The following is a 19,130-nucleotide window of genomic DNA, read 5'->3' as shown; positions in this document are numbered from 1 at the left end:
ATGCAGAAATTGCCTTTACGGCCATTGCGATTAACACGCGTTGCCCAACAATCTGATAGAGAAGCAGTTGAGGTTAAGGTTGAAGATGGAAGGGATCGGCACACTACTGAGACGGTCGATTACTCTGTAGAAAGTATGGCAGGGCACAGTGTTCTCCCTGAAAAACATCTGCACCTGGAAAAATCAACTACTATGATACAACCTACATCTAATGAAAAACCGTCGCATGGAGATACCGAAGCACAACGGTTATTGAAGCGCGCCCCTAATAGCTATCTAATCAACCAGGTCTATAACTTCTGGTTCTTTCTCTCATCATTCCTCTTTACTGTACTGATTACACGCGCGGTCACCACTGATCAGTATGGGATCTATGCGATTATCCAGACCACGATCAATACCATCATCTACCTGGTAGCCCTGGGAATCGAGGACGCAACGGTCACCTTCTTACCCCGCATCATGGCAGAAGAGGGTAGGGGAGTGGCGGCCAGGCTGGCCAGATATTTGCTGGCCTTCCGTGTATTAATCCTCTTTGCCAGCGTGGCCCTGATAATCTTTGGTCTGCCCCTGCTAGCCAGAGGCTTCCTACTCATTCCTATTCCTGGTAGCGCCAGTATCGGCCAGAGCCTCCAGAATCCATTATTGGTCAAATATAGTATTCCAATCGCCCTCTACGTCTTTGGTACAGGCATCGCCAATCTATTTAACGCATTCTGCGCGGCCCAGATGCGTATGCACATCGTGCTGATCATTGGCAGTATCACCCAGGGTGCTATGTTAGTGGCAGGTTTTGTCCTACTATCACTGGGTTGGGGCATAGAAGGCATCCTATGGTTGCAAGCACTGGTAGCCCTCCTGAATGCGGTGACATTCGTATGTTGGCAGGCGCCATTCTTATTGAAAAGTGCCACGGATTACAAACTACCCTTTAAAAGTATCTGGCTGCTCAGTATTTCAGCCTGGCTAACGAACCTGGCAACGGGCGCCCTCTTCAAACAGATATCCATCATTCTGCTGGGCATCTTCATGATCTCGGTAGCGAACATTGGTTACTTCAACCTCTCGTTCCAACTGGCGGATGCTGCCAACCTGCTTCTGGTGGCTGGACTGGCCGGGTAGGAGGATCAGCACTGGCCGCAGCATTTGTGGGCCAGAATCATCAGCGCCTGGGGCAGACCTGGCAGGCATTGATTAAAGTCGAGACCCTGTTGGCCGCGCCGGTCCTGGTCTTCTGCCTCTTTAACGCAGCCAATATCACCAACATCCTGTATGGCAGCAAGTACGATCCGGTCTGGCCACTACTAACCATCTTCCTCTTCTTTAATCTCCTGGTACGCATCCTGGGTACCACGATCCACCAGGCCAGCCTCTATGTGCTGGGCAAGCCCCGGCAGGTGGTGCTCAGTCAATGGCTGGGCATCGTGATTGTCATTGGCGGCGGCATCATCTGTATTCCCTTGTTTGGAGCGGCCGGAGCCCTGATCGCTGATGGCTTAGCCAAAACCGTCGTGGGGGTCCTGCTCTTGCTATTCGTAGTGCGCCATATTCCAGCCACCGACCGACGCGAATTATTTGTTTTCACCTGCCGCTTTATGCTAGCGCTGGCGTTAGCGGCCCTGCCCTGTTTACTCTGGCACCCTAAAGATCGCATTTTGTTAGGGGCATCGGGTTGTCTATTTATCGTTTTGTGCCTGGGACTTTTAATATGGATCAAACCTTTGAGTGGAGCGGATCTGGCAATGCTTAAAAGCATGCATCCACGTCTGGGCAAATATCTGAGGTTTTTTAGTCGCCGTCAGGCATAGAGTCAGGTTAGCCCTCCTGGCACTTGCTCAAGAGATATGATGTAAGAAAGGAAATCCCAACGCCATGCGCCGCGTCACTCCCGAACCACTTGATCCAATCCTGGTCGTCCAGGCCTACGCCCAGGGGATTTTTCCCATGGCCGATCATCAAGGGAGAATTGACTGGTATGCGCCAGATCCGCGCGCCATTCTGGAGCATCGGCACCTGCATATCTCACACTCATTGAGGGCAACGATCCGTAAACAAATCTATGAAGTGCGCATGGATACCTCGTTTGAGGAGGTCATGCGCTGCTGTGGGAAACGTGAAGACACCTGGATCAATGAGGAATTTATCAAAACGTATACGTATCTGCATCAACATGGACTGGCCCACAGCGTCGAGGCCTGGCGCGCCGGCAAACTGGTGGGAGGTCTCTATGGAGTCGCGCTGGGGGCGGCTTTTATGGGTGAAAGCATGTTCTCATTCGCCACCGACGCCTCTAAAGTTTGCCTGGTCGCATTGGTAGAACATTTACAAACTCAAGGCTATATCCTGCACGACACCCAATTTACCACCCCCCATCTGATCACACTCGGGGTAACCGAGATACCTCGCCATGAATACGAACGACGATTACAACAGGCTCTACAGCTACGCTGCACCTGGTAAAAACATCCAGAGCTAGATAGCCTCGATCCCTACATCTTCATCCTCTTCGTCATAATCCATCGCCTCAGCCTCAGCTAAACGGCGCAGGTCAGCCGCGCGCGTCTTATGCTCAATCTGACCCATCCAGCTAATAAAGAGCGGCGACAGAACCACCAGGTCAATCAGGCCGGGAAGCAAGAGCAAGGCACCGGCGGCAGCCTGGTCGCCAAAGGCGTTGAGTCCCGTTTGCACCGGAATGCGATAGAGGGTATAGAGAGGAACTCCGCTATAGACCAGGATAAAAGCAAAGATATCGACCGGTTGCCCATCTAAAATCACATACAGCATCTGCAAGGGATAGCCATGCTTCTTCAGTTCGGATAAAGAACCAATCACCGGCCACCAGTTGAGTAAGGAGGTCAGGAAGATACACAGCATCATCGTATTGTAGAGCGAGACGTTGGGCATGGCGGCATTATAAATCTTAGGGGCATGCCAGAGCAGGAAAGATGCGTTGAAGATAATCGAGGTCACAATCGGATTGGTCAAAAAGCGCACAACCGTGCTGACAACCGGGATCTCTAATATCGGGCGCAAGATGACTTCCGAGCAACCACCCAGCAACAATGGAGCGCACAGGGTAGTCAAAACTACTACCTCGGCCATGTGGACGGAAAACAACTGGGTACGACCAATAGTATGGACCGGAGAAAAGAAAAGGGCCGCAAACAGTAGTAGACCAATAAAGAAAGAAGCAACACGGATCTTACTGACGGTAGGAGCCTGTGGATCTCTTTGACGCAAAATATATACCTGCCGTAGTCGCAGAAGATAGAGCAAGGCCAGAATGATAAAACATAGCAAACCACCCGGACTCCAGGACCAGGCAAGAGATAGACCACTCAACATAGAAAGACTCCACAAAAATTTTTGGTACCAACAACTAGAACTCTGTTATGTAGTATAGAGCAGGAACGTTGAACGTGCAAATAACTATGACGCTAAAAAGTCACGGGGAATGCCGCTCTCATATGGGAAGATGAAGATAGTGCTTCTGCCGAAATGGAGGTCCATGGCTATTTGATATAATGCAAACAAAACGATCAATATAGAGAAGATAAAAGGAGTGATACCATGCGTATTCTCATTGCTCCCCAGGCGTTGAAGGGTAGCCTTAGCGCCGCCGAGACGGGGGCAGCCATTGCGCAGGGAGTGCTTAGCGTTTTCCCTGCCGCCAACCTGACCATCATCCCGATCGCCGATGGTGGCGAAGGGACGGTACAGGCCCTGGTAGACGCGACCCATGGACAACTCCACAGGCAAACGGTTACCGGACCACTGGGTGAGCCAGTAGAAGCCTTCTATGGTTTAACAGGAGATGGCCAGACGGCCGTAATTGAAATGGCGGCCAGTTCTGGTTTACCGCTGGTGGCCGCCGAGCAAAGGAATCCATTGCTAACAACCACCTATGGTGTGGGAGAACTGATCACAGCCGCCCTGGATCAAGGCTGCCGACATTTTATCCTTGGCATTGGCGGAAGCGCCACGAACGATGGAGGGGCAGGCATGGCCCAGGCATTAGGGGTCGAGTTCCTGGATGCCGACAGTGCCTCCTTGCCATTTGGCGGGGCCGCCCTGGCCAGGCTCGCCCGGATCGATACCAGCAAACTGGACCCGCGCATCAAAGAATGTGCTTTTGACGTAGCCTGCGATGTCACCAATCCCTTGTGTGGACCCACAGGAGCCTCCGCGATTTATGGTCCCCAGAAAGGCGCCACACCAGCCATGGTGGAGGAACTGGATGCCGCCCTGGCCCACTATGCGCACATTATCCAACACGAACTCAAACAAAGCGTGGCGGATATTCCCGGCTCCGGTGCCGCTGGAGGCCTGGGCGCTGGAATGCTGGCCTTCCTGGGTGCCAATCTGCGAGCCGGCGCTCAGATTATTTTAGAAGCGTTGCGTGTCGAAGAATATATGAAAAACAGCGATCTGGTGATTACCGCTGAGGGCCAGCTCGATGAGCAGACCGCCTATGGGAAAAGCGTCGGGGCCATCGCCGGACTGGCCAGAGCCTATAAATTGCCAGTGCTGGCAGTGGCAGGAGGATTGGGAAAGAATTATAGAGGTATTTACGATCTCGGTATTGATGGCCTTATAGTATTACCCACTGGTCCTATGTCATTAGTCTATGCAATGGAGCATGCTGCATCATTGACGAGCCAGGCAGCCGAACGAGCACTGAGACTCTTCAATATGGGAAGACAATTCAAAGGCGAAGCATAGTAAGGTCAACTGTTATTCCTTCTCATACTGAACGTTTATTCTATTGATAGCAAAAATTAGTTTGGTGAAATCTTCTTTTGTACAGATGTTCGTAGCGCAAGAAATAATTCGCGAAAGGAACACGTTGTATATAGAAAGAGGCTTTCATGCGCCTACGTGTCACGCAGTCCGCTAGAGGTCTCGGCAACAGCTCAAAAAATACTATGTAGTTTGTTCGGTTTTATACTAAAGGGAGCTTGTCATTATGCCAGAATATTCATATGCGGCCGAAAGAGCTGACTTTCAAAGTTTACTCTCCATGGGATTTTCAGAAATTGAAGCAGCGCAACTTGTTCATATGAAAGATCATGTTACCGAGCAGACTGAATATCGTGAGATTCTTCAGGAGAGCCGCCGTTTAGATTTTATTCGTTGGTTGATTGATCACGATCGTATTAGAAGTTAGTGGTTTTCGTGCCGCCTGCGGCGGCACGAAAATGGAGGAGGTTGGGGGCACAGCCCCCAGGCCCCCAGTCAAGGGGCTGGCCGCCCCTTGCATCCCCGGCTGTGACAGGTTGCCTGCACCTGATAGAGGTTGGGGCATAGCCTCCAGTCAAGGGGCTGGCCGCCCCTTGCATCCCCGGCTGTGGCAGGTTGCCTGCACGATAGAGGCTAGCCACCCCTTGCATCCCCTCTGTGCACGATAGAGGCTAGCCACCCCTTGCATCCCCGCTGTGGCAGGTTGCCTGCACGATAGGGGCTGGCCACCCCTTGCATCCCCTCTGTGCACGATAGAGGCTAGCCACCCCTTGCATCCCCGCTGTGGCAGGTTGCCTGCACAATAGAGGCTGGCCACCCTTTGCATCCCCGCTGTTAGATTTATTTTAAGGGTATTGTTTTTTGGTGGGTGGTGTGGGTGGTTTGAGGAAGCCGTAAGCCGAATTTTGTACTCACTCAGGCTTGCGCCTGAATGGGCGGTAATCATCTATCTAGGACGATGGTTACCCATCGCCTCAAGCGACCAACCCGAAGGTTAACAGGCGAGCAACCTGCCTGGTCAAAGACCAGTCCCTTCTGTTTAGTCTTGCTCCAGATGGGGTTTGCCCAGCCAGCCAGTCACCTGGCTGCTGGTGAGCTCTTACCTCACCATTTCGCCCTTACCCGAGCATAAACCCGGGCGGTATGTTTCTGTTGCACTTTCCTTGAGGTCACCCTCACTGGCCGTTAGCCAGCATCTTCGCTCTATGGAGTTCGGACTTTCCTCGGATCAATTGATCCGCGATTACCTGTCTTCCTCAAACCCACGCCCATAGAGTATCATATCTCGCTGGAACAGTCTAGCCACAAAGCATTCAGGGTTTTTACTGTTCGTCCAGAGAATGTACATCTTTCAGGTGTGGAGGCGGCTGCGGCCGCCTACCACACTCCACACCCCAACCCGGCGCCTGCGGCGCCAAAGAGAAACATGAAATAGCCCTGCAAAGCTTTCATGCGCATATATGAGCAGAAGATCGAATACGTTCTATTCGCTCTTATACAACCGGATATTCCTAGATAGGAGCGTTGCGGTTCCATCCAAAACGCGTTACAATGACGGCTACAAACAAAAATACAATAGATCTTATAGAAAGTTTCATATCTAAATGTTCTGCTTGAGATTCTCTGTTTAATTAAGACGATGAAATATCTGAAATGCTATGAGGCAAGCAGCAACACGTTGAGACATATTAAGACGAGGATGAGCGTTAAACACTCTGGGATACTCATATAGCTGATGGCAGCCTGCGCGCTATCGATCCGGCACTCCTGGTCAACACTTGTGGCGCTGGACCCAGAAGTAAAGTTCTGGCATCTCAATGAGGTATATTATCTCTGACGGGACCAGTGTAACAGTAGAGGTACATTGATGCATGAACAATTAGAAGAGATTTTAGGGGTAAAGTTTCAGGACCCTAAACTCCTGAGATTAGCCCTGACACATCGCTCATATATTTATGAAACGCCAGGGGTAGGTCAAAGCTCAAATGAGCGCCTGGAATTTCTGGGCGATTCAATCCTTGCTTTGATCAGTGCGGACTTCCTCTATCGCACATTCCCTGATTTAAGTGAGGGTGAATTGACCGATGTTCGTGCAGTGCTGGTGAGGACAGAGACGCTGGCAAAGTTTGCGAACGAGATCAATCTGGGCAAGTTCCTATTAATGGGAAAAGGCGAGCAGCATAGCGGGGCGGACAACGTGTGCAAGCCTCAGCCTTTGAAGCTGTGCTGGGCGCAATCTATCTGGATCAGGGCCTGGAGGTGGCACGACAATTCTTGTTACCGCGCCTGGATCCATTAGCTCATACCATTATAACCAAACGTCTGTTTAAGGATAATAAATCGTTATTTCAAGAATTGGCACAGGCCCACGAAGGGATTACCCCTTCTTATCGCCTGGTCAGTCAGGAAGGACCTTCACACAATCGAGAGTTCACGGTTGAAGTCATGCTAGGAGATCGCGTGGCAGGCCGGGGGCAAGGCCGCAACAAACAAACGGCAGAACAAGAAGCCGCGCGTGGTGCCCTTGTCAGCCGTGGCTGGATTTAACCGCTATGCCATTCAATCGGATGAGCGCAGTCGCCTGAGAGGCTAAACGGTCTTATTCATACTACTATGCAACACGATTGAGCGGCGCTGACGATTGTTTTTTACAAAAAAACACAAAAATAATACAAGTACAGAGGCGCGAAAAGGGGATAGGTAGGGTAAGTGTATGCGATTGGAACAAACGCCAAGAACCGACCAGAACGTCAGAATAAGTGCTCGGCTCGTCACATCGAGTACGATACTCCATCTCTCATCAGATGAGCTTGAGCGCACCATCAATCAAGAACAAACGGAGAATCCCGCGCTCGAAGTAACAGAACAGCGCATCTGCCTGTTCTGCTCCACACCCTTATATGGGCCATCTTGTACAGTCTGTGGCCGCATCATACAAAATACGCCACAGCTGGCATTTACACCTGAAACTCCTCCCCAGAACATCACTTCAGAGAATCAATGGGAGCAACAACTTTTCTTCTACGATAGTGATAACTACGGCTTTACAGAAGCCGATAACGATGATGCATATGATCCCATGGCCCTCATACCGACCAGCGAAACATTAAGCGAAAATCTGTTACGCCAATTAGAGGCGCTGGTAGCACCCGAAGACGGCTTGATCGCCGAGCAACTGGTAGGCAATCTCAATGGCAGAGGATATCTGGAGATAAGCGTGCAAGAGGTTGCCGAACATCTACAGGTTCCACTGGAGCGTGTAGAGTATGTACTTAGCCAGTTGCAAACGCTAGAACCGATCGGGATAGGCGCCCGCAATCTACGTGAGTGCCTGCTGCTCCAACTCGCAGCCGTGAGTGAACAACATCCCCCCCATCACTTGACCCATATAATTATCGACCAATACCTTGAACAACTTAAACGCAATCAATTGGCAGAGATCGCCCGCAAACTAAAAGTTCCTGAATCTGAGGTGCGCCAGGCAAGTGACTATATAGGCAACATGCTGCATCCCTTCCCCAGCTACATCTATCATTCAACCAATAACGATACCCCTCTAGGCAGCAGCACCTCTTACATCCATCCCGATATCATCATTCGCCAGGGTGAAAACGGCTTTGAAGTCGAGTTGATGGAGGAGAAACGCTATAACTTCCGCATCGAGACCCACTATCCAGATCAAAACAATCAGGCAGTGCGCGAAACAAATAAAGATGTCCAAAAGTATATGTATCAAAATCGCGACCGGGCCAAGTTCTTCGTGGACTGTATTCATCGCCGCTGGCGCACCCTGAAACGGGTGGCAGAGATCGTCATCAGCCATCAAAAAGACTTTCTAGAAAAAGGGATCCTGTATCTCTATCCACTGACACGGGCCGAAGTTGCCTCGATCCTGCATCTAGATGAAGGCACCGTGAGCCGGGCGACGGCCAACAAATATGCCCTGCTTCCCAATGGCAGCTTGATTCCCATCGCCGATTTCTTCGACGGCTCATTACGCATCAAATACATATTACGCGAGCTCATCCAGGCCGAAAACCCCAAGCACAGGTTAAGCGATGAAGAACTGGCCCATATCCTGACGGCTCGCGATATTCCGCTGGCGCGGCGCACCATTGCGAAATATCGCGAAGAAATGGGGATCGGCTCATCGCGTGAGCGTGGCTCGGGCCAGGGCTCATGCCTTAAGCAAGGCTAGCGCCTTATCCGGCTCAATATAGATGGTATGCTCACGCTCATAGATCACCATACCGGGTCCGCCACCCTTCATATGGCGAACATGCCGCTGTAGCGTATAATCGACGGGCGCGCTGGTCGTCCCACGAGCCTCACTATAGTAGGCAGCCAGGCTGGCGGCCTGATCGATTGTACTGCGTGGAATCTCGCGGCCAGCGGCCTTGATGATCACATGGGCACCAGCCACGCCACGAGCATGCAGCCACATATCATTGGAGGTCGCCTGGCGGAAGGTCACTTCCTCATTCTGGCGGCTATTTTTACCTACCAGCAAAGTGAAACCCTCGCGGCTCTGAAAATGCAGAGGGACACCACCACCAGGGGCCGTAGGTTTCCCTTTAGTAGCTTTGCCCCCCTTGCCCTTTTTAGCCGCTTTGAGCGCCTTCTTATCCACCGCAGCCTTACCACGGATATAACCCGCAGCCTGTACTTCAGCCTTAACGTGGGCGATCTCAGCGGCATTCTCCGCCAGTTTGAGATCCGCAAAAAACTGCTCCAGGGTAGCAAGCTCAGTATCATTCTGCTCAATTTGTCCCGGAACTAGCTCGAGCGCACGGCGTAGCTTATGATACTTATTGAAGTTACGATTCGCATTCGTCACCGCATCAAAGCGCGGGTCCAGAGGTACCGTCACCTTCTGCGTATCCCCTGTGGGATCCTGCTCAAAGTAATTATCCAGCACAATACTGGTCGGCCCCTGCTCAACCTCATGTTGATGGGCCAGGAGCAACTCGCCATACAAACGATAGCTGGCAGCCTCCGCCGAATTAGCCATCTCTTGCTGCAGTAGTTCAGCTTTGCGTTTACAGCGCTCAATATTGGTTTGCAGGATCTTCCGTAAAGGAGCCCGTAGCGTATCCACGGCATCGCGCCACTCAGCACGGGCAAAATACTCATCCAGCAAAACATTGATTGAAGGTGACTCCCGCAGACGTATATCTGGCCGGGCGGCGTACTGCTCAAGCACATAGGCAGCAAAGGCCAGGGGCACATAGCGCTCCTCGCCCGCGATCGCAAACGCGTTCTGTTGCTCATCGACCGACAGGCGCCGCTCAATCAACTGGGGCTGCCAGCGATGATTCTCATAAGTGGCAGTAAGGTCTCTCACATTCCAGGCCAGCTCTTCCCAGACAGCCTGCTCAACCTGCGCCAGCGGCGTCTCAGCATCCTCAGTAGTGCGGAACACGGCCTCACGTGCCAGCAAGGGGCTGCAACCAAGCACGTGGTGGGACAATAATTGCCAGAGCTTGGGCTGTTCAGGGGCTCGTTTACGCTTTTTAGGTTGGGGTTGCGTCTCTTCCGGAGTCGTCTCATCAGCCGCGCAGATAGCCAGTTGAGCAGCCGTAACGGTGGTCGGCTCCAGGCGAGGCAACTGCTGACCAGCCAACGTTCGCTGCTGAGGTGGGGGCGGCACATAGGGCAGGCCAGCGGCCACCACACGATAGCGATTAACATCAGAGCCCACACGCTTCAAGCTGCCCAGGATCATTCCCTGCTCATCGCAGAAAATAATATTGCTAAGCCGTCCCATGGCCTCGATAATGATACGGAAACGAATACGCTCCTCACTATCGGGACTCTTACGATAACCAGCAACAATCTCCAGCACACGTTCCCAGCGTGGGTGGCCAATCGACTCGATACGAGCGCCCTCCAGATGTTTACGCAAAAGCATCACAAAAGCGGGAGGTTCACTGGCGATCCTCTGCGGCTTTAACGCCGTAATATGGGCACGAGCAAACTGGGGGTGGGCGGAGAGATAGATCCAGCGATTTTTTCCTCCCTCACCCTGAGCCCCAGGCGCATAACATTGCAGGGCTACTGCATGTTCGGTCGGCTGAATAATCGTATCAATACGCGCCCCTACCAGCAGTTTACGCCATTCATCAGCAACGGCAGCAAGAGTTATAGCATCTACATACATAGCAACTTCCGATCTATTTCCGCACCCGCCTACGGCGGGAAAGAATGGGTGGGGGAAAACTCAGGGGACGCTCCCCTGACCCCCGGCAGGCGGCACCACGGGGCGCCAGCACCAGGTGTATTTGTAAAACTCGACTTTCGAGATACCCTGCAGTGTTGTACAATAGTAGTGCAAGCACGCACTGACTCAAACTTTCTGAGATTCATGTGGCTTTTCTTTGCCATTGTGCTCGCAGACATAAATTAAAGTATAACAAAGAGATGTTTGTTCGTACACTAATCCTCTCTCTATTTGAGCAACAGCAGGAAGAAAAGCATGCAACTTGAGACTCAATCACCATCGTCACAATCAGACCAGGCTGAAGCCAAAAAGCCAGGATTGCTCTTTGTCCTTTCCGCCCCATCCGGTACCGGAAAGGACACCGTAATCAACGCCCTGAAGAAAAAAGGACTTGATTTCCACGTGGTCGCTTCGGTAACAACCAGAGCGCCACGGCCCGGTGAAAGCGAAGGCAATCCCTATTATTTTGTCAATCATGAACAATTTGAGGCCATGATTGCACAGAACGAACTCATTGAGTACGCACAGGTTCATGGCAACTGGTATGGGCAACCTGTACAGCAGATCGCGGACAATTTACAAAAAGGACGCGATGTATTACTCAAAATTGATGTGCAGGGCGCGGCGACAGTGAGAGAGAAGGTCCCAGGTGCTATCTATATCTTCCTTGTTCCGGGCTCAGTTGAAGAACTTGTCGAACGCCTGGCACATCGCCAGACAGAGACAGAGGAAGAGCGAAAACGCCGACTCACTGACGCGCAGCACGAGTTGGCACAGCAAGAACACTATGATTACGTCATTGTGAACCGCCAGGGGCGTCTCTCCGAAGCTGTAGAGCGCCTGCAAGCGATTATGCAAGCAGAGCATTGCCGCACTCGCCCGCGATACGTACAAATATAAAACACACAAAGGGATTTTACAATGTTATCAGAAGAGGAACGTTTTGAACCTTCGCGCACGATTGAGCGCAATTTAGGAATGGAACTTATCCGCGTGACCGAGGCGGCCGCCTTGAGTGCCGGTCGTTGGATGGGTAAAGGCAACAAAGAGATGGTCGACCAGGCAGCAGTGGACGCCATGCGTCATGCGGTCGACGGCGTGGATATGCATGGTGTGGTGGTAATTGGCGAGGGTGAGAAAGACGAAGCGCCTATGCTCTATATCGGTGAAGAGATTGGCAATGGCAATAAGCCTGAAGTAGACGTGGCGGTAGATCCAGTCGATGGGACGCGCCTGCTGGCCCTCGGTCTGCCGGGTGCCCTGGCCGTCATCGCGACAGCCGAGCGCGGCAGCATGTACTCAGCCCCTCCGGGAGTCTATTACATGGAAAAAATTGCCGTCGGGCCCGCCATGAAAAACGTCATTGACATCAATGCTCCAGTCGCAGTCAACCTGGATCGTATCGCACGTGCCCGTCAATCGCGCATCGATGATCTGACCGCAGTGATTCTGGATCGTCCACGCCACCAGGACATCATTCGCCAGGTGCGCGAAGCCGGTGCTCGCATTCGCTTGATCACCGATGGTGACGTGGCCGCAGCTATTCAGGCCGCTATGGAAGATTATCGTGGCATCGATATCATGCTGGGTATTGGTGGAGCGCCAGAAGCAGTGCTGGCCGCCGCCGCCTTAAAATGTCTGGGTGGTGAGATTCAGTGTAAAATCTGGCCACGCACAGAAGAGGAGCGCGCACGCTTCAAAGCTGACGGTATCGATATGGACAAGGTTTATCGCACCGAAGACCTGGTAAGCAGCAACGATGTCAGCTTTGCCGCCACCGGAATTACCAGCGGTGACCTGCTCGACGGCGTGCAATACTTTGGCTGGGGCGCTCGCACATCCTCCATTATGATGCGCTCACACTCAGGTACCGTCCGCTACATCCAGGCTCGCCACAAATGGCGCAAAGGCGTCGTGCAGGGCTAAATAAAGCAGGCCATTTGAGACACCCGATACTGATGTCTCTGAAACACAAAAGACGAGAATGCGTCAACTATTCTGCAAATAGCTGGCGCATTCTCGTCTTTTATCAGTTACAGACAACGTAGACGTTCAATGACTGCATCGGCAACTTGAGATGTACCCACCGCTGACGGATCATCGGGACGCGGCTTCAAATCATATGTTACTGATTTCCCTTCGGCTAATATCTGCATCAAAGCCTTTTCTAAGCGATTAGCGGCTTCTCTCTCTTCCAGATGGCGTAACATCATCACGCCAGAGAACATCATCGCCATCGGGTTAACTTTATTTTGACCGGCATATTTAGGAGCGCTACCATGAACTGGCTCAAAAACAGCATAATTATTGCCAATATTTGCGCCAGGAGCCACGCCCAGGCCGCCAATTAGACCTGCAGACAAATCGGAGATAATATCACCATAGAGGTTGGGAAGAACCAATACATCATATAGTTCAGGCTTTTGTACTAACTGCATGCACATATTATCAACAATGCGGTCCTCATATTGAATATCTGGATATTCTTTGGCTACCTCATGGGCGGTCGATAAAAACAACCCATCTGAGAGTCGCATAATATTAGCCTTATGTACAGCGGTCACCTTACGCCGCTTATTAGCACGAGCATACTCAAACGCGAACTTCACAATGCGCCGGGTCGCAGCAACGGAGATATACTTAATACTCATCGCGGAATTGGGGTCGATCTGATGCCCCGTCGTACGGCCGATCAGCTCTAGCAGTTCTTCATATTCAGGGGTTCCACGCTGGAATTCAATACCAGCATAGAGATCTTCAGTATTCTCACGTACAATAACCAGGTCAATATTCTCATAGCGAGAACGAAGACCTTGATACGTTTTGGCGGGACGCAAATTGGCGTAGAGATCAAGCCTTTTACGCAACGTAACATTAGCACTACGCTGCCCTTTGCCTACGGGAGTCGTTATCGGCCCCTTAAGCCCAACTTTTGTGCGCTTGATAGACTCAATCACCTCATCTGGCAAAACAGTCCCTTGTTTTGCCAGCGTTTCCACTCCTGCCTGCTGCATATCCCAACTGAACTGTACACCAGTCGCCTCCAGCACACGACAGGTCGCCTCAGCAATTTCGGGCCCAGTTCCATCGCCGGGGATCAGCGTCACTGCATGCGGCATGTAATCCTCCATAATAAGCAGAACTCCCCTTGGTTTGGGATTTGGAAGAGAATAAATTATTTTCCGATTATATCACACTTTCTGCTAATCGTTCTGCTTTTTTGATTACTTCGTAGCCTTTGTTTGCCGACCTGCAGTGCTTGCTGCTTTCACAGCCGTTGTTGCCCGACGTGCAGGTGTCTTGGTCGTGCGCGTACTGGAAGTGGCGCGTTTCGTCGTTTTCTTTACCGCAGCCTTCTTTTCTGTACCATTTTTAGCTGGCTCAGCAGCTTTTTTACGCGTGGTACGCCTGGTTGTGGTAGCCTTCTCAGCGGTCGCCGCTGTTTTCTTACGGCTGGCGCGCGCAGGAGTAGCGGTCCCATCTTGCAAAGGCTTCTCCTCAGCTCCACGCTGAACGGCAATCACCTCGTTATAGCAAACCGGCTCCTGGCTGCCCTTTGGAACCACCATCAAACCACCGCAGTTAGGACACAACTCGGGTACCGGCCGCTCCCAGATAGCAAAGTTGCAGGTTGGATAGTTACCACAGCCATAGAAGAGACGCTTTTTCTGACGCGTCTTGCGTTCAACCAGATCGCCGCCGCACTGAGGACAAAGCGCACCCGTCTTGTTCACCACCGAGCGACGATAGCTACACTCCGGGAAACCTGAGCAAGAGATAAAGCGTCCAAAGCGACCGGTCCGAATAACCAGATTGCGGCCACAATCCGGGCACACCTCATCAGTTTCTTCTAGCGGCTTCTGAACCCGGTTCATCTCCGCCTCAGCTTTTTCCATCGTCGACTTAAAATCGCCGTAGAAAGTGCTCAGGAACTCAATCCAGGAACGCTTACCATCCTCAACATCATCCAGTTTACGCTCCATATCGGCCGTAAAGCCGGTATCCACGATATTTGGAAAATGCTTATTCATTACTTCATTGATCGTCTCACCCAACCAGGTTGGAACGAAACGCCGCTGCTCCTGGTCAACATAGCCACGATCCTGGATCGTACTAATAATCGGAACATACGTACTTGGGCGGCCAATGCCCAGCTCTTCCAGCTCTTTAATTAAGCTTGCCTCAGAGAAACGGGGTGGTGGCTGAGTAAAATGCTGTTCTGGCTTCAGGCCATGACAATTCAAGCTTTCATTAAGCTTCATGACCGGCAGCAACTTCTCATCTTCTTCACGCGACCAGACAGCATAGAAACCCTGAAATTTAAGGTTCGAACCGGTAGCCCGGAACACATATTGTTTGGCCACGATATCGGCACGTACCGTATCAAAGATAGCCGCCGTCATAAAGCTAGCGACGAAACGGCGCCAGATCAGATTGTACAGCTTAAACTGATCAGCCGAGAGATGTGACTTCACAATCTGTGGCGTCAGAGAAACGTCGGTTGGACGAATAGCCTCGTGCGCATCCTGTGTCGTAGCTTTAGACTTACCCACACGCCCTTGGCCCACATAGGGATCACCAAAGGACTGCGCAATATGCGCCTTGACCATCTCCTGGGCCTCATTGGAGATACGCGTTGAATCAGTACGCATATAGGTGATAAGGCCTTGATGGCCACGCTCACCCAGCTCCATACCTTCATACAACTGCTGTGCCAGGCTCATCGTCTTCTTCGGCTTAAAGTACAAGCGCAACGACGCATCCTGCTGCATAGTACTGGTGGTATAAGGCAGAGGTGGCTGACGGCGCTGTTCACGCTCATCATACTTCAGCACATTATAGCTAGCGCCCTGCAAATCCTGCAGAATTGCATCGGCCTCTTCCTTAGAAGAAATCTTAATACGACCTTTATTTGGCCTGGCCGACTTCGCGCCATTGGACCCGTTGGTCTCAGTCGCTGCTGGCTCCTCCCCATCGGCAGAAGCATCCTCACTGTTCAAAGCATCCACATCTTTGAGGCGCGAAATCAACGTAGCCTCAAAGCGCTCTTTTTGCTTCTGCTTACTCAGGGTCGCAATAATACTCCAGTATTCCTCTGGCACAAAAGCGCGCACCTCCGCCTCACGATCACAGATCACACGCAGAGCAACTGACTGAACGCGTCCCGCGCTCGTCCCAGATTGAATACGCCGCCAGAGCAAAGGGCTAATTTTATAGCCCACCAAACGATCGAGAACACGGCGCGCCTGCTGAGCGTTAAAGAGGTCTTCATTGATCTGCCGAGGCTTGCGAATCGCCTCCTGGACCGCGCGTTTAGTAATCTCATTAAAAACAGCGCGACGAGGATTCTGCAATTCCAGAATATTTTTAAGCGACCAGGCAATGAATTCACCTTCACGGTCAGGATCGGGGGCCAGGTACACTTCATCGGCACGTTTAGACGCAGCTTTTAGCTCGTCGATCAACTTGTCTTTCTTCTCGATAACTTCATATTTAGGAGCAAAGTCTTTGCGCGTATTGACACCCAGCCCTTTTTTGGGCAGATCAATGATATGGCCCATGGAAGCACGGACCTCAAAATCGCGACCAAGAAACTTCTCGATTGTTTTTGCTTTGGCCGGTGACTCGACAATTACCAATTTTTTCGCCATTGAGTTGTTACCTGACCTTCGTTACTGAACAAAACCCGCACATATTTCATGAGTGTTCGTCTTAATGGATAGAATAGCATATCTTGACAAGTAGGCATTCTATCTTAAATTACATCTAATCAAACTCTTTGTCTGTAGCCAATCATCAATCCTCCCAACATAGCCACACCTCAATTTGACATGTCGCCAGGAACAATGTTCCAGAACCCCGCTCAGAGTACGACGTGCGGGTTCTCATCCCAAGCAAGGTGAAGGAGCGCATCAAAAATTTCTTTTGAAGCATACCATATATGGCAAGAGTTGATTTTTATTAGCATATATATCATTATCACACTAAGACAAGAGTACTCTACTCATCAATGAGTCTCTCTTTACCATACATTTGACCTGGGACTTTCCAATTCCCTCTTTGGCGCCTGCGGCGCCGGGTTGGGTGTGTGATGTGAAGAGCTGGTGGCCGCAACCGCCAGCTCTTCACATCACACACCCAAGAAAACGATTGATTCCCATCTCATGGGAATCAGTTTGCTCCCGTGCGTACGTGCGCTGGCGCGCCCGAACTGGTTTTATGGTGCGTTGCAGCAAATGTGCTCCGAACATTTGCTGCAACGCACCATAAAAATCATTTGAGCACCGAAGGTACGAAAACGCACGCAAATCAAACACATTCCGAGAGAGAGTAAGACTCACTGGTCTAACTGCTTCATTGCGATGCCATTGGTACCTCCTGCTTGAGGATTAGAAAACCCTACACTTGACCACGCAAGGCTTGCATGCTATGCTGCATTCATCTACTATAGAGGATAGAAGCAGAAGCGCCGATGCGGAGGAACAGCATGCAAAAAGAACAACCATCTCAGCCACTCTCGTCCGAAACAGACCAGCCACCTCGAGATAGCGAGATGGAGGCCGCGCCGCTTCCCCCCCAGATGAAGAGGCCACGAGGAAGCCACAATCCAGGCGCCAGCAGCGCTCAATGCGCGCTGGCGTTGCAGTAATGGCAGGGCGTACCGCCGGTGCCATCAGTCGCCGTCTCCATATTGGAGGCGGTACCAGTATCGTGGGCGTAGTCGCGCAACGCGTCTACCCGGATATTGTAGAACACCTGGCGACCGAGCTTGAACATGGAAGCGTCATGGTCACCGGTACCAACGGCAAGACCACTACCAGCAGTTTTATCGCAGCCATTCTCAGAGATGAAGGGCTACGCGTCTGGCGCAATCGCGAAGGCTCCAACCTGGTTGGGGGAGTCGCCAGCTCGCTGGTAATTCGGGCCCAGCCCAATGGACATCTACGCCGCGCAGGCCAGGCCATCTCCATTTTAGAAGTTGACGAAGCGGCCTTGCCGCAGGTTGTACGCTCGATTCCTCCCCGCGTAGTTGTCTTCACCAACCTGTTCCGAGATCAACTGGATCGCTACGGGGAAGTAGATAGCGTCGTCACCAAATGGAAGCAGGCCATTGCCCAGTTACCCAACACCACCATACTGGTATTGAACGCAGACGACCCAACCATCGCCCAGCTCGGCGAGTCCTTTCAAGGTCGTTGCCTCTATTATGGCATTGACGCAAACACGCTTGAGACCGGGCAGGACGATGCAGAGGCAGAACGCCACCAGGTACTCGATGCCCGCGTATGCTCTAATTGCGGTCACGAATACGAATATGATCTTCATTTCTATAGCCACATGGGACATTACCATTGTCCACAGTGCGGCAAACAGCGGCCAACACCAGATGTGAGCATTACCCATGTGCAGGTCGATAGCTTTGACCGCATCCGTCTCCAGCTGCGAAGCGCCGACCAGCAAAAAGAGCTCATCGTACCCCTGCCAGGGCTTTACAATATCTACAATGCCCTGGCAGCCACGGCTGCTTCTCTGGCCCTTGGCGCCAGCTGGGAACCTATCATTAGCGGCATTGAGCAATCCAAACCCGTCTTCGGACGCGGCGAACGCATCCAGGCCGATGGCAAGACCATGCGACTGCTACTGGCTAAAAATCCTACGGGCTTCAATGAAGTGCTCCGTACACTCTTTAGCGATGGCACCACACGTCATATACTCTTCATCCTCAATGATAACATCGCCGATGGGCAGGATATTTCCTGGATCTGGGATGTCGACTTCGAACGGGCACTGGGGCAGACCCAGACCCTGGTCGTCAGTGGAACTCGCGCGTTCGACCTTGCGCTCCGCCTGAAGTATGCCGGTATCAATGAAAATGAGATGACGATAGTTCCACCTGCCCGCTTAAGGGCACAGAAAAATACACAGACGAGCCGTTCCAGGCGCATGAAAAAGCAGCGACTTCCAAACGAAGGCGACACACAACAACAAACCACCCTTGAAGAACGTATATATGGCATAAAAAATGCGTTAGACAGCGCCTTGCAACAAACACCCGCTGGCGAAACTCTCTTCGTGGTACCAACGTATACAGGGTTACTGGAAGTGCATCATGAATTAGAACAGCGCGGTTTTACCCCACATTATTGGGAAGGAAGAGACGCTTAAA

17 protein-coding genes and 1 other RNA gene are annotated in these 19,130 nt (G+C 51.7%); 12 read left to right on the top strand and 6 right to left on the bottom strand.

Features of this window, described 5'->3' with window-relative positions; translation table 11 throughout:
- The 3 genes from EL645_RS20225 (at window position 1) to aat (ending at window position 2,460) form a co-directional block, all read left to right on the top strand.
- Window positions 1–1,122 (top strand): MATE family efflux transporter, encoded by a 1,122-nt coding sequence (locus EL645_RS20225; protein ID WP_126552180.1) that lies wholly within the window; start codon window positions 1–3, stop codon window positions 1,120–1,122.
- Window positions 1,005–1,808, top strand: coding sequence for a lipopolysaccharide biosynthesis protein (locus tag EL645_RS20220; protein ID WP_126552179.1), 804 nt, complete (start codon window positions 1,005–1,007; stop codon window positions 1,806–1,808). The genes EL645_RS20225 and EL645_RS20220 overlap by 118 nt, the downstream gene beginning before the upstream one ends.
- 64 nt (window positions 1,809–1,872) lie before the next feature.
- Complete coding sequence (gene aat / locus EL645_RS20215) at window positions 1,873–2,460, top strand: leucyl/phenylalanyl-tRNA--protein transferase (protein WP_126552178.1); 588 nt, start codon at window positions 1,873–1,875, stop codon at window positions 2,458–2,460.
- 12 nt (window positions 2,461–2,472) lie between these two features.
- Here aat and EL645_RS20210 read toward each other — a convergent pair whose 3' ends face one another.
- Window positions 2,473–3,348 (bottom strand): cytochrome c oxidase assembly protein, encoded by an 876-nt coding sequence (locus tag EL645_RS20210; RefSeq protein WP_126552177.1) that lies wholly within the window; start codon window positions 3,346–3,348, stop codon window positions 2,473–2,475.
- Between the two features lie 225 nt (window positions 3,349–3,573).
- Here EL645_RS20210 and EL645_RS20205 point away from each other — a divergent pair, with 225 nt between their 5' ends.
- Together EL645_RS20205 and EL645_RS20200 are read left to right on the top strand one after the other, a co-directional pair.
- Complete coding sequence (locus tag EL645_RS20205) at window positions 3,574–4,725, top strand: glycerate kinase (protein ID WP_126552176.1); 1,152 nt, start codon at window positions 3,574–3,576, stop codon at window positions 4,723–4,725.
- A 244-nt stretch (window positions 4,726–4,969) separates the two neighbouring features.
- On the top strand, window positions 4,970–5,170 hold the full coding sequence (locus EL645_RS20200) for a hypothetical protein (protein ID WP_126552175.1): 201 nt from the start codon (window positions 4,970–4,972) through the stop codon (window positions 5,168–5,170).
- On the opposite strand, the gene EL645_RS20195 is transcribed toward EL645_RS20200, so the two are convergent.
- Both EL645_RS20195 and rnpB read right to left on the bottom strand, forming a co-directional pair.
- On the bottom strand, window positions 5,160–5,384 hold the full coding sequence (locus tag EL645_RS20195; RefSeq protein WP_136625249.1) for a hypothetical protein: 225 nt from the start codon (window positions 5,382–5,384) through the stop codon (window positions 5,160–5,162). The genes EL645_RS20200 and EL645_RS20195 overlap by 11 nt on opposite strands.
- A 238-nt stretch (window positions 5,385–5,622) precedes the next feature.
- Window positions 5,623–6,002: RNase P RNA component class A (rnpB, locus tag EL645_RS20190), an RNA gene on the bottom strand.
- 608 nt (window positions 6,003–6,610) lie between these two features.
- Between rnpB and EL645_RS20185 the strand changes: the two genes are divergently transcribed.
- From EL645_RS20185 to rpoN, 3 genes are all read left to right on the top strand, one after another.
- Entirely contained in the window at window positions 6,611–7,042 is a 432-nt protein-coding gene (locus EL645_RS20185; protein ID WP_126552173.1) for a ribonuclease III family protein, read from the top strand.
- Window positions 7,018–7,290 (top strand): putative dsRNA-binding protein, encoded by a 273-nt coding sequence (locus tag EL645_RS20180; RefSeq protein WP_161977524.1) that lies wholly within the window; start codon window positions 7,018–7,020, stop codon window positions 7,288–7,290. Before EL645_RS20185 ends, EL645_RS20180 begins: the two co-directional genes overlap by 25 nt.
- A gap of 166 nt (window positions 7,291–7,456) precedes the next feature.
- Window positions 7,457–8,941 (top strand): RNA polymerase factor sigma-54, encoded by a 1,485-nt coding sequence (gene rpoN / locus EL645_RS20175; protein ID WP_126552171.1) that lies wholly within the window; start codon window positions 7,457–7,459, stop codon window positions 8,939–8,941.
- On the opposite strand, the gene EL645_RS20170 is transcribed toward rpoN, so the two are convergent.
- Window positions 8,921–10,903 carry an Rqc2 family fibronectin-binding protein gene (locus EL645_RS20170; protein WP_126552170.1) on the bottom strand — a complete coding sequence of 661 codons (1,983 nt, stop codon included), beginning with the start codon at window positions 10,901–10,903 and terminating at the stop codon, window positions 8,921–8,923. The two genes, rpoN and EL645_RS20170, sit on opposite strands and share 21 nt — an antisense overlap.
- 315 nt (window positions 10,904–11,218) lie before the next feature.
- On the opposite strand from EL645_RS20170, the gene gmk reads away from it, so the two are divergent.
- Window positions 11,219–11,863: a guanylate kinase gene (gene gmk, locus EL645_RS20165; RefSeq protein WP_126552169.1), complete on the top strand. Its 645-nt coding sequence runs from the start codon at window positions 11,219–11,221 to the stop codon at window positions 11,861–11,863.
- Window positions 11,864–11,884: 21 nt separating this feature from the next.
- Window positions 11,885–12,889: a class II fructose-bisphosphatase gene (gene glpX, locus EL645_RS20160; RefSeq protein ID WP_126552168.1), complete on the top strand. Its 1,005-nt coding sequence runs from the start codon at window positions 11,885–11,887 to the stop codon at window positions 12,887–12,889.
- 107 nt (window positions 12,890–12,996) lie between these two features.
- Here the strand turns inward: glpX and EL645_RS20155 are convergent, their stop codons facing one another.
- Window positions 12,997–14,082, bottom strand: a complete 1,086-nt coding sequence (locus EL645_RS20155; RefSeq protein WP_126554290.1) for an isocitrate/isopropylmalate dehydrogenase family protein — start codon at window positions 14,080–14,082, stop codon at window positions 12,997–12,999.
- Between the two features lie 105 nt (window positions 14,083–14,187).
- Window positions 14,188–16,614 (bottom strand): type I DNA topoisomerase, encoded by a 2,427-nt coding sequence (gene topA, locus EL645_RS20150; protein ID WP_126552167.1) that lies wholly within the window; start codon window positions 16,612–16,614, stop codon window positions 14,188–14,190.
- 836 nt (window positions 16,615–17,450) lie between these two features.
- Between topA and EL645_RS39390 the strand changes: the two genes are divergently transcribed.
- Both EL645_RS39390 and EL645_RS20145 read left to right on the top strand, forming a co-directional pair.
- Window positions 17,451–17,612: a hypothetical protein gene (locus EL645_RS39390; RefSeq protein WP_161977523.1), complete on the top strand. Its 162-nt coding sequence runs from the start codon at window positions 17,451–17,453 to the stop codon at window positions 17,610–17,612.
- On the top strand, window positions 17,591–19,129 hold the full coding sequence (locus EL645_RS20145) for a MurT ligase domain-containing protein (RefSeq protein ID WP_126552166.1): 1,539 nt from the start codon (window positions 17,591–17,593) through the stop codon (window positions 19,127–19,129). Before EL645_RS39390 ends, EL645_RS20145 begins: the two co-directional genes overlap by 22 nt.
- The last annotated feature ends 1 nt before the right edge of the window (window position 19,130 follow it).

Origin of the sequence: Dictyobacter kobayashii, assembly GCF_003967555.1 — a bacterium.
Taxonomy (GTDB): domain Bacteria; phylum Chloroflexota; class Ktedonobacteria; order Ktedonobacterales; family Ktedonobacteraceae; genus Dictyobacter; species Dictyobacter kobayashii.
The sequence above is the reverse complement of the archived record's forward strand: the minus strand, read 5'-3'. Positions and strand labels throughout refer to the sequence as shown.

What these genes read in the sequence shown, in the direction of transcription:
- EL645_RS20225 (WP_126552180.1), top strand. Translation starts at nt 1, where the DNA reads ATGCAGAAATTGCCTTTACGGCCATTGCGATTAACACGCGTTGCCCAA.
- aat (WP_126552178.1), top strand. Translation starts at nt 1,873, where the DNA reads ATGCGCCGCGTCACTCCCGAACCACTTGATCCAATCCTGGTCGTCCAG.
- EL645_RS20210 (WP_126552177.1), bottom strand. Translation starts at nt 3,348, where the DNA reads ATGTTGAGTGGTCTATCTCTTGCCTGGTCCTGGAGTCCGGGTGGTTTG.
- EL645_RS20205 (WP_126552176.1), top strand. Translation starts at nt 3,574, where the DNA reads ATGCGTATTCTCATTGCTCCCCAGGCGTTGAAGGGTAGCCTTAGCGCC.
- EL645_RS20200 (WP_126552175.1), top strand. Translation starts at nt 4,970, where the DNA reads ATGCCAGAATATTCATATGCGGCCGAAAGAGCTGACTTTCAAAGTTTA.
- EL645_RS20185 (WP_126552173.1), top strand. Translation starts at nt 6,611, where the DNA reads ATGCATGAACAATTAGAAGAGATTTTAGGGGTAAAGTTTCAGGACCCT.
- rpoN (WP_126552171.1), top strand. Translation starts at nt 7,457, where the DNA reads ATGCGATTGGAACAAACGCCAAGAACCGACCAGAACGTCAGAATAAGT.
- EL645_RS20170 (WP_126552170.1), bottom strand. Translation starts at nt 10,903, where the DNA reads ATGTATGTAGATGCTATAACTCTTGCTGCCGTTGCTGATGAATGGCGT.
- gmk (WP_126552169.1), top strand. Translation starts at nt 11,219, where the DNA reads ATGCAACTTGAGACTCAATCACCATCGTCACAATCAGACCAGGCTGAA.
- glpX (WP_126552168.1), top strand. Translation starts at nt 11,885, where the DNA reads ATGTTATCAGAAGAGGAACGTTTTGAACCTTCGCGCACGATTGAGCGC.
- EL645_RS20155 (WP_126554290.1), bottom strand. Translation starts at nt 14,082, where the DNA reads ATGCCGCATGCAGTGACGCTGATCCCCGGCGATGGAACTGGGCCCGAA.
- topA (WP_126552167.1), bottom strand. Translation starts at nt 16,614, where the DNA reads ATGGCGAAAAAATTGGTAATTGTCGAGTCACCGGCCAAAGCAAAAACA.
- EL645_RS39390 (WP_161977523.1), top strand. Translation starts at nt 17,451, where the DNA reads ATGCAAAAAGAACAACCATCTCAGCCACTCTCGTCCGAAACAGACCAG.
- EL645_RS20145 (WP_126552166.1), top strand. Translation starts at nt 17,591, where the DNA reads ATGCGCGCTGGCGTTGCAGTAATGGCAGGGCGTACCGCCGGTGCCATC.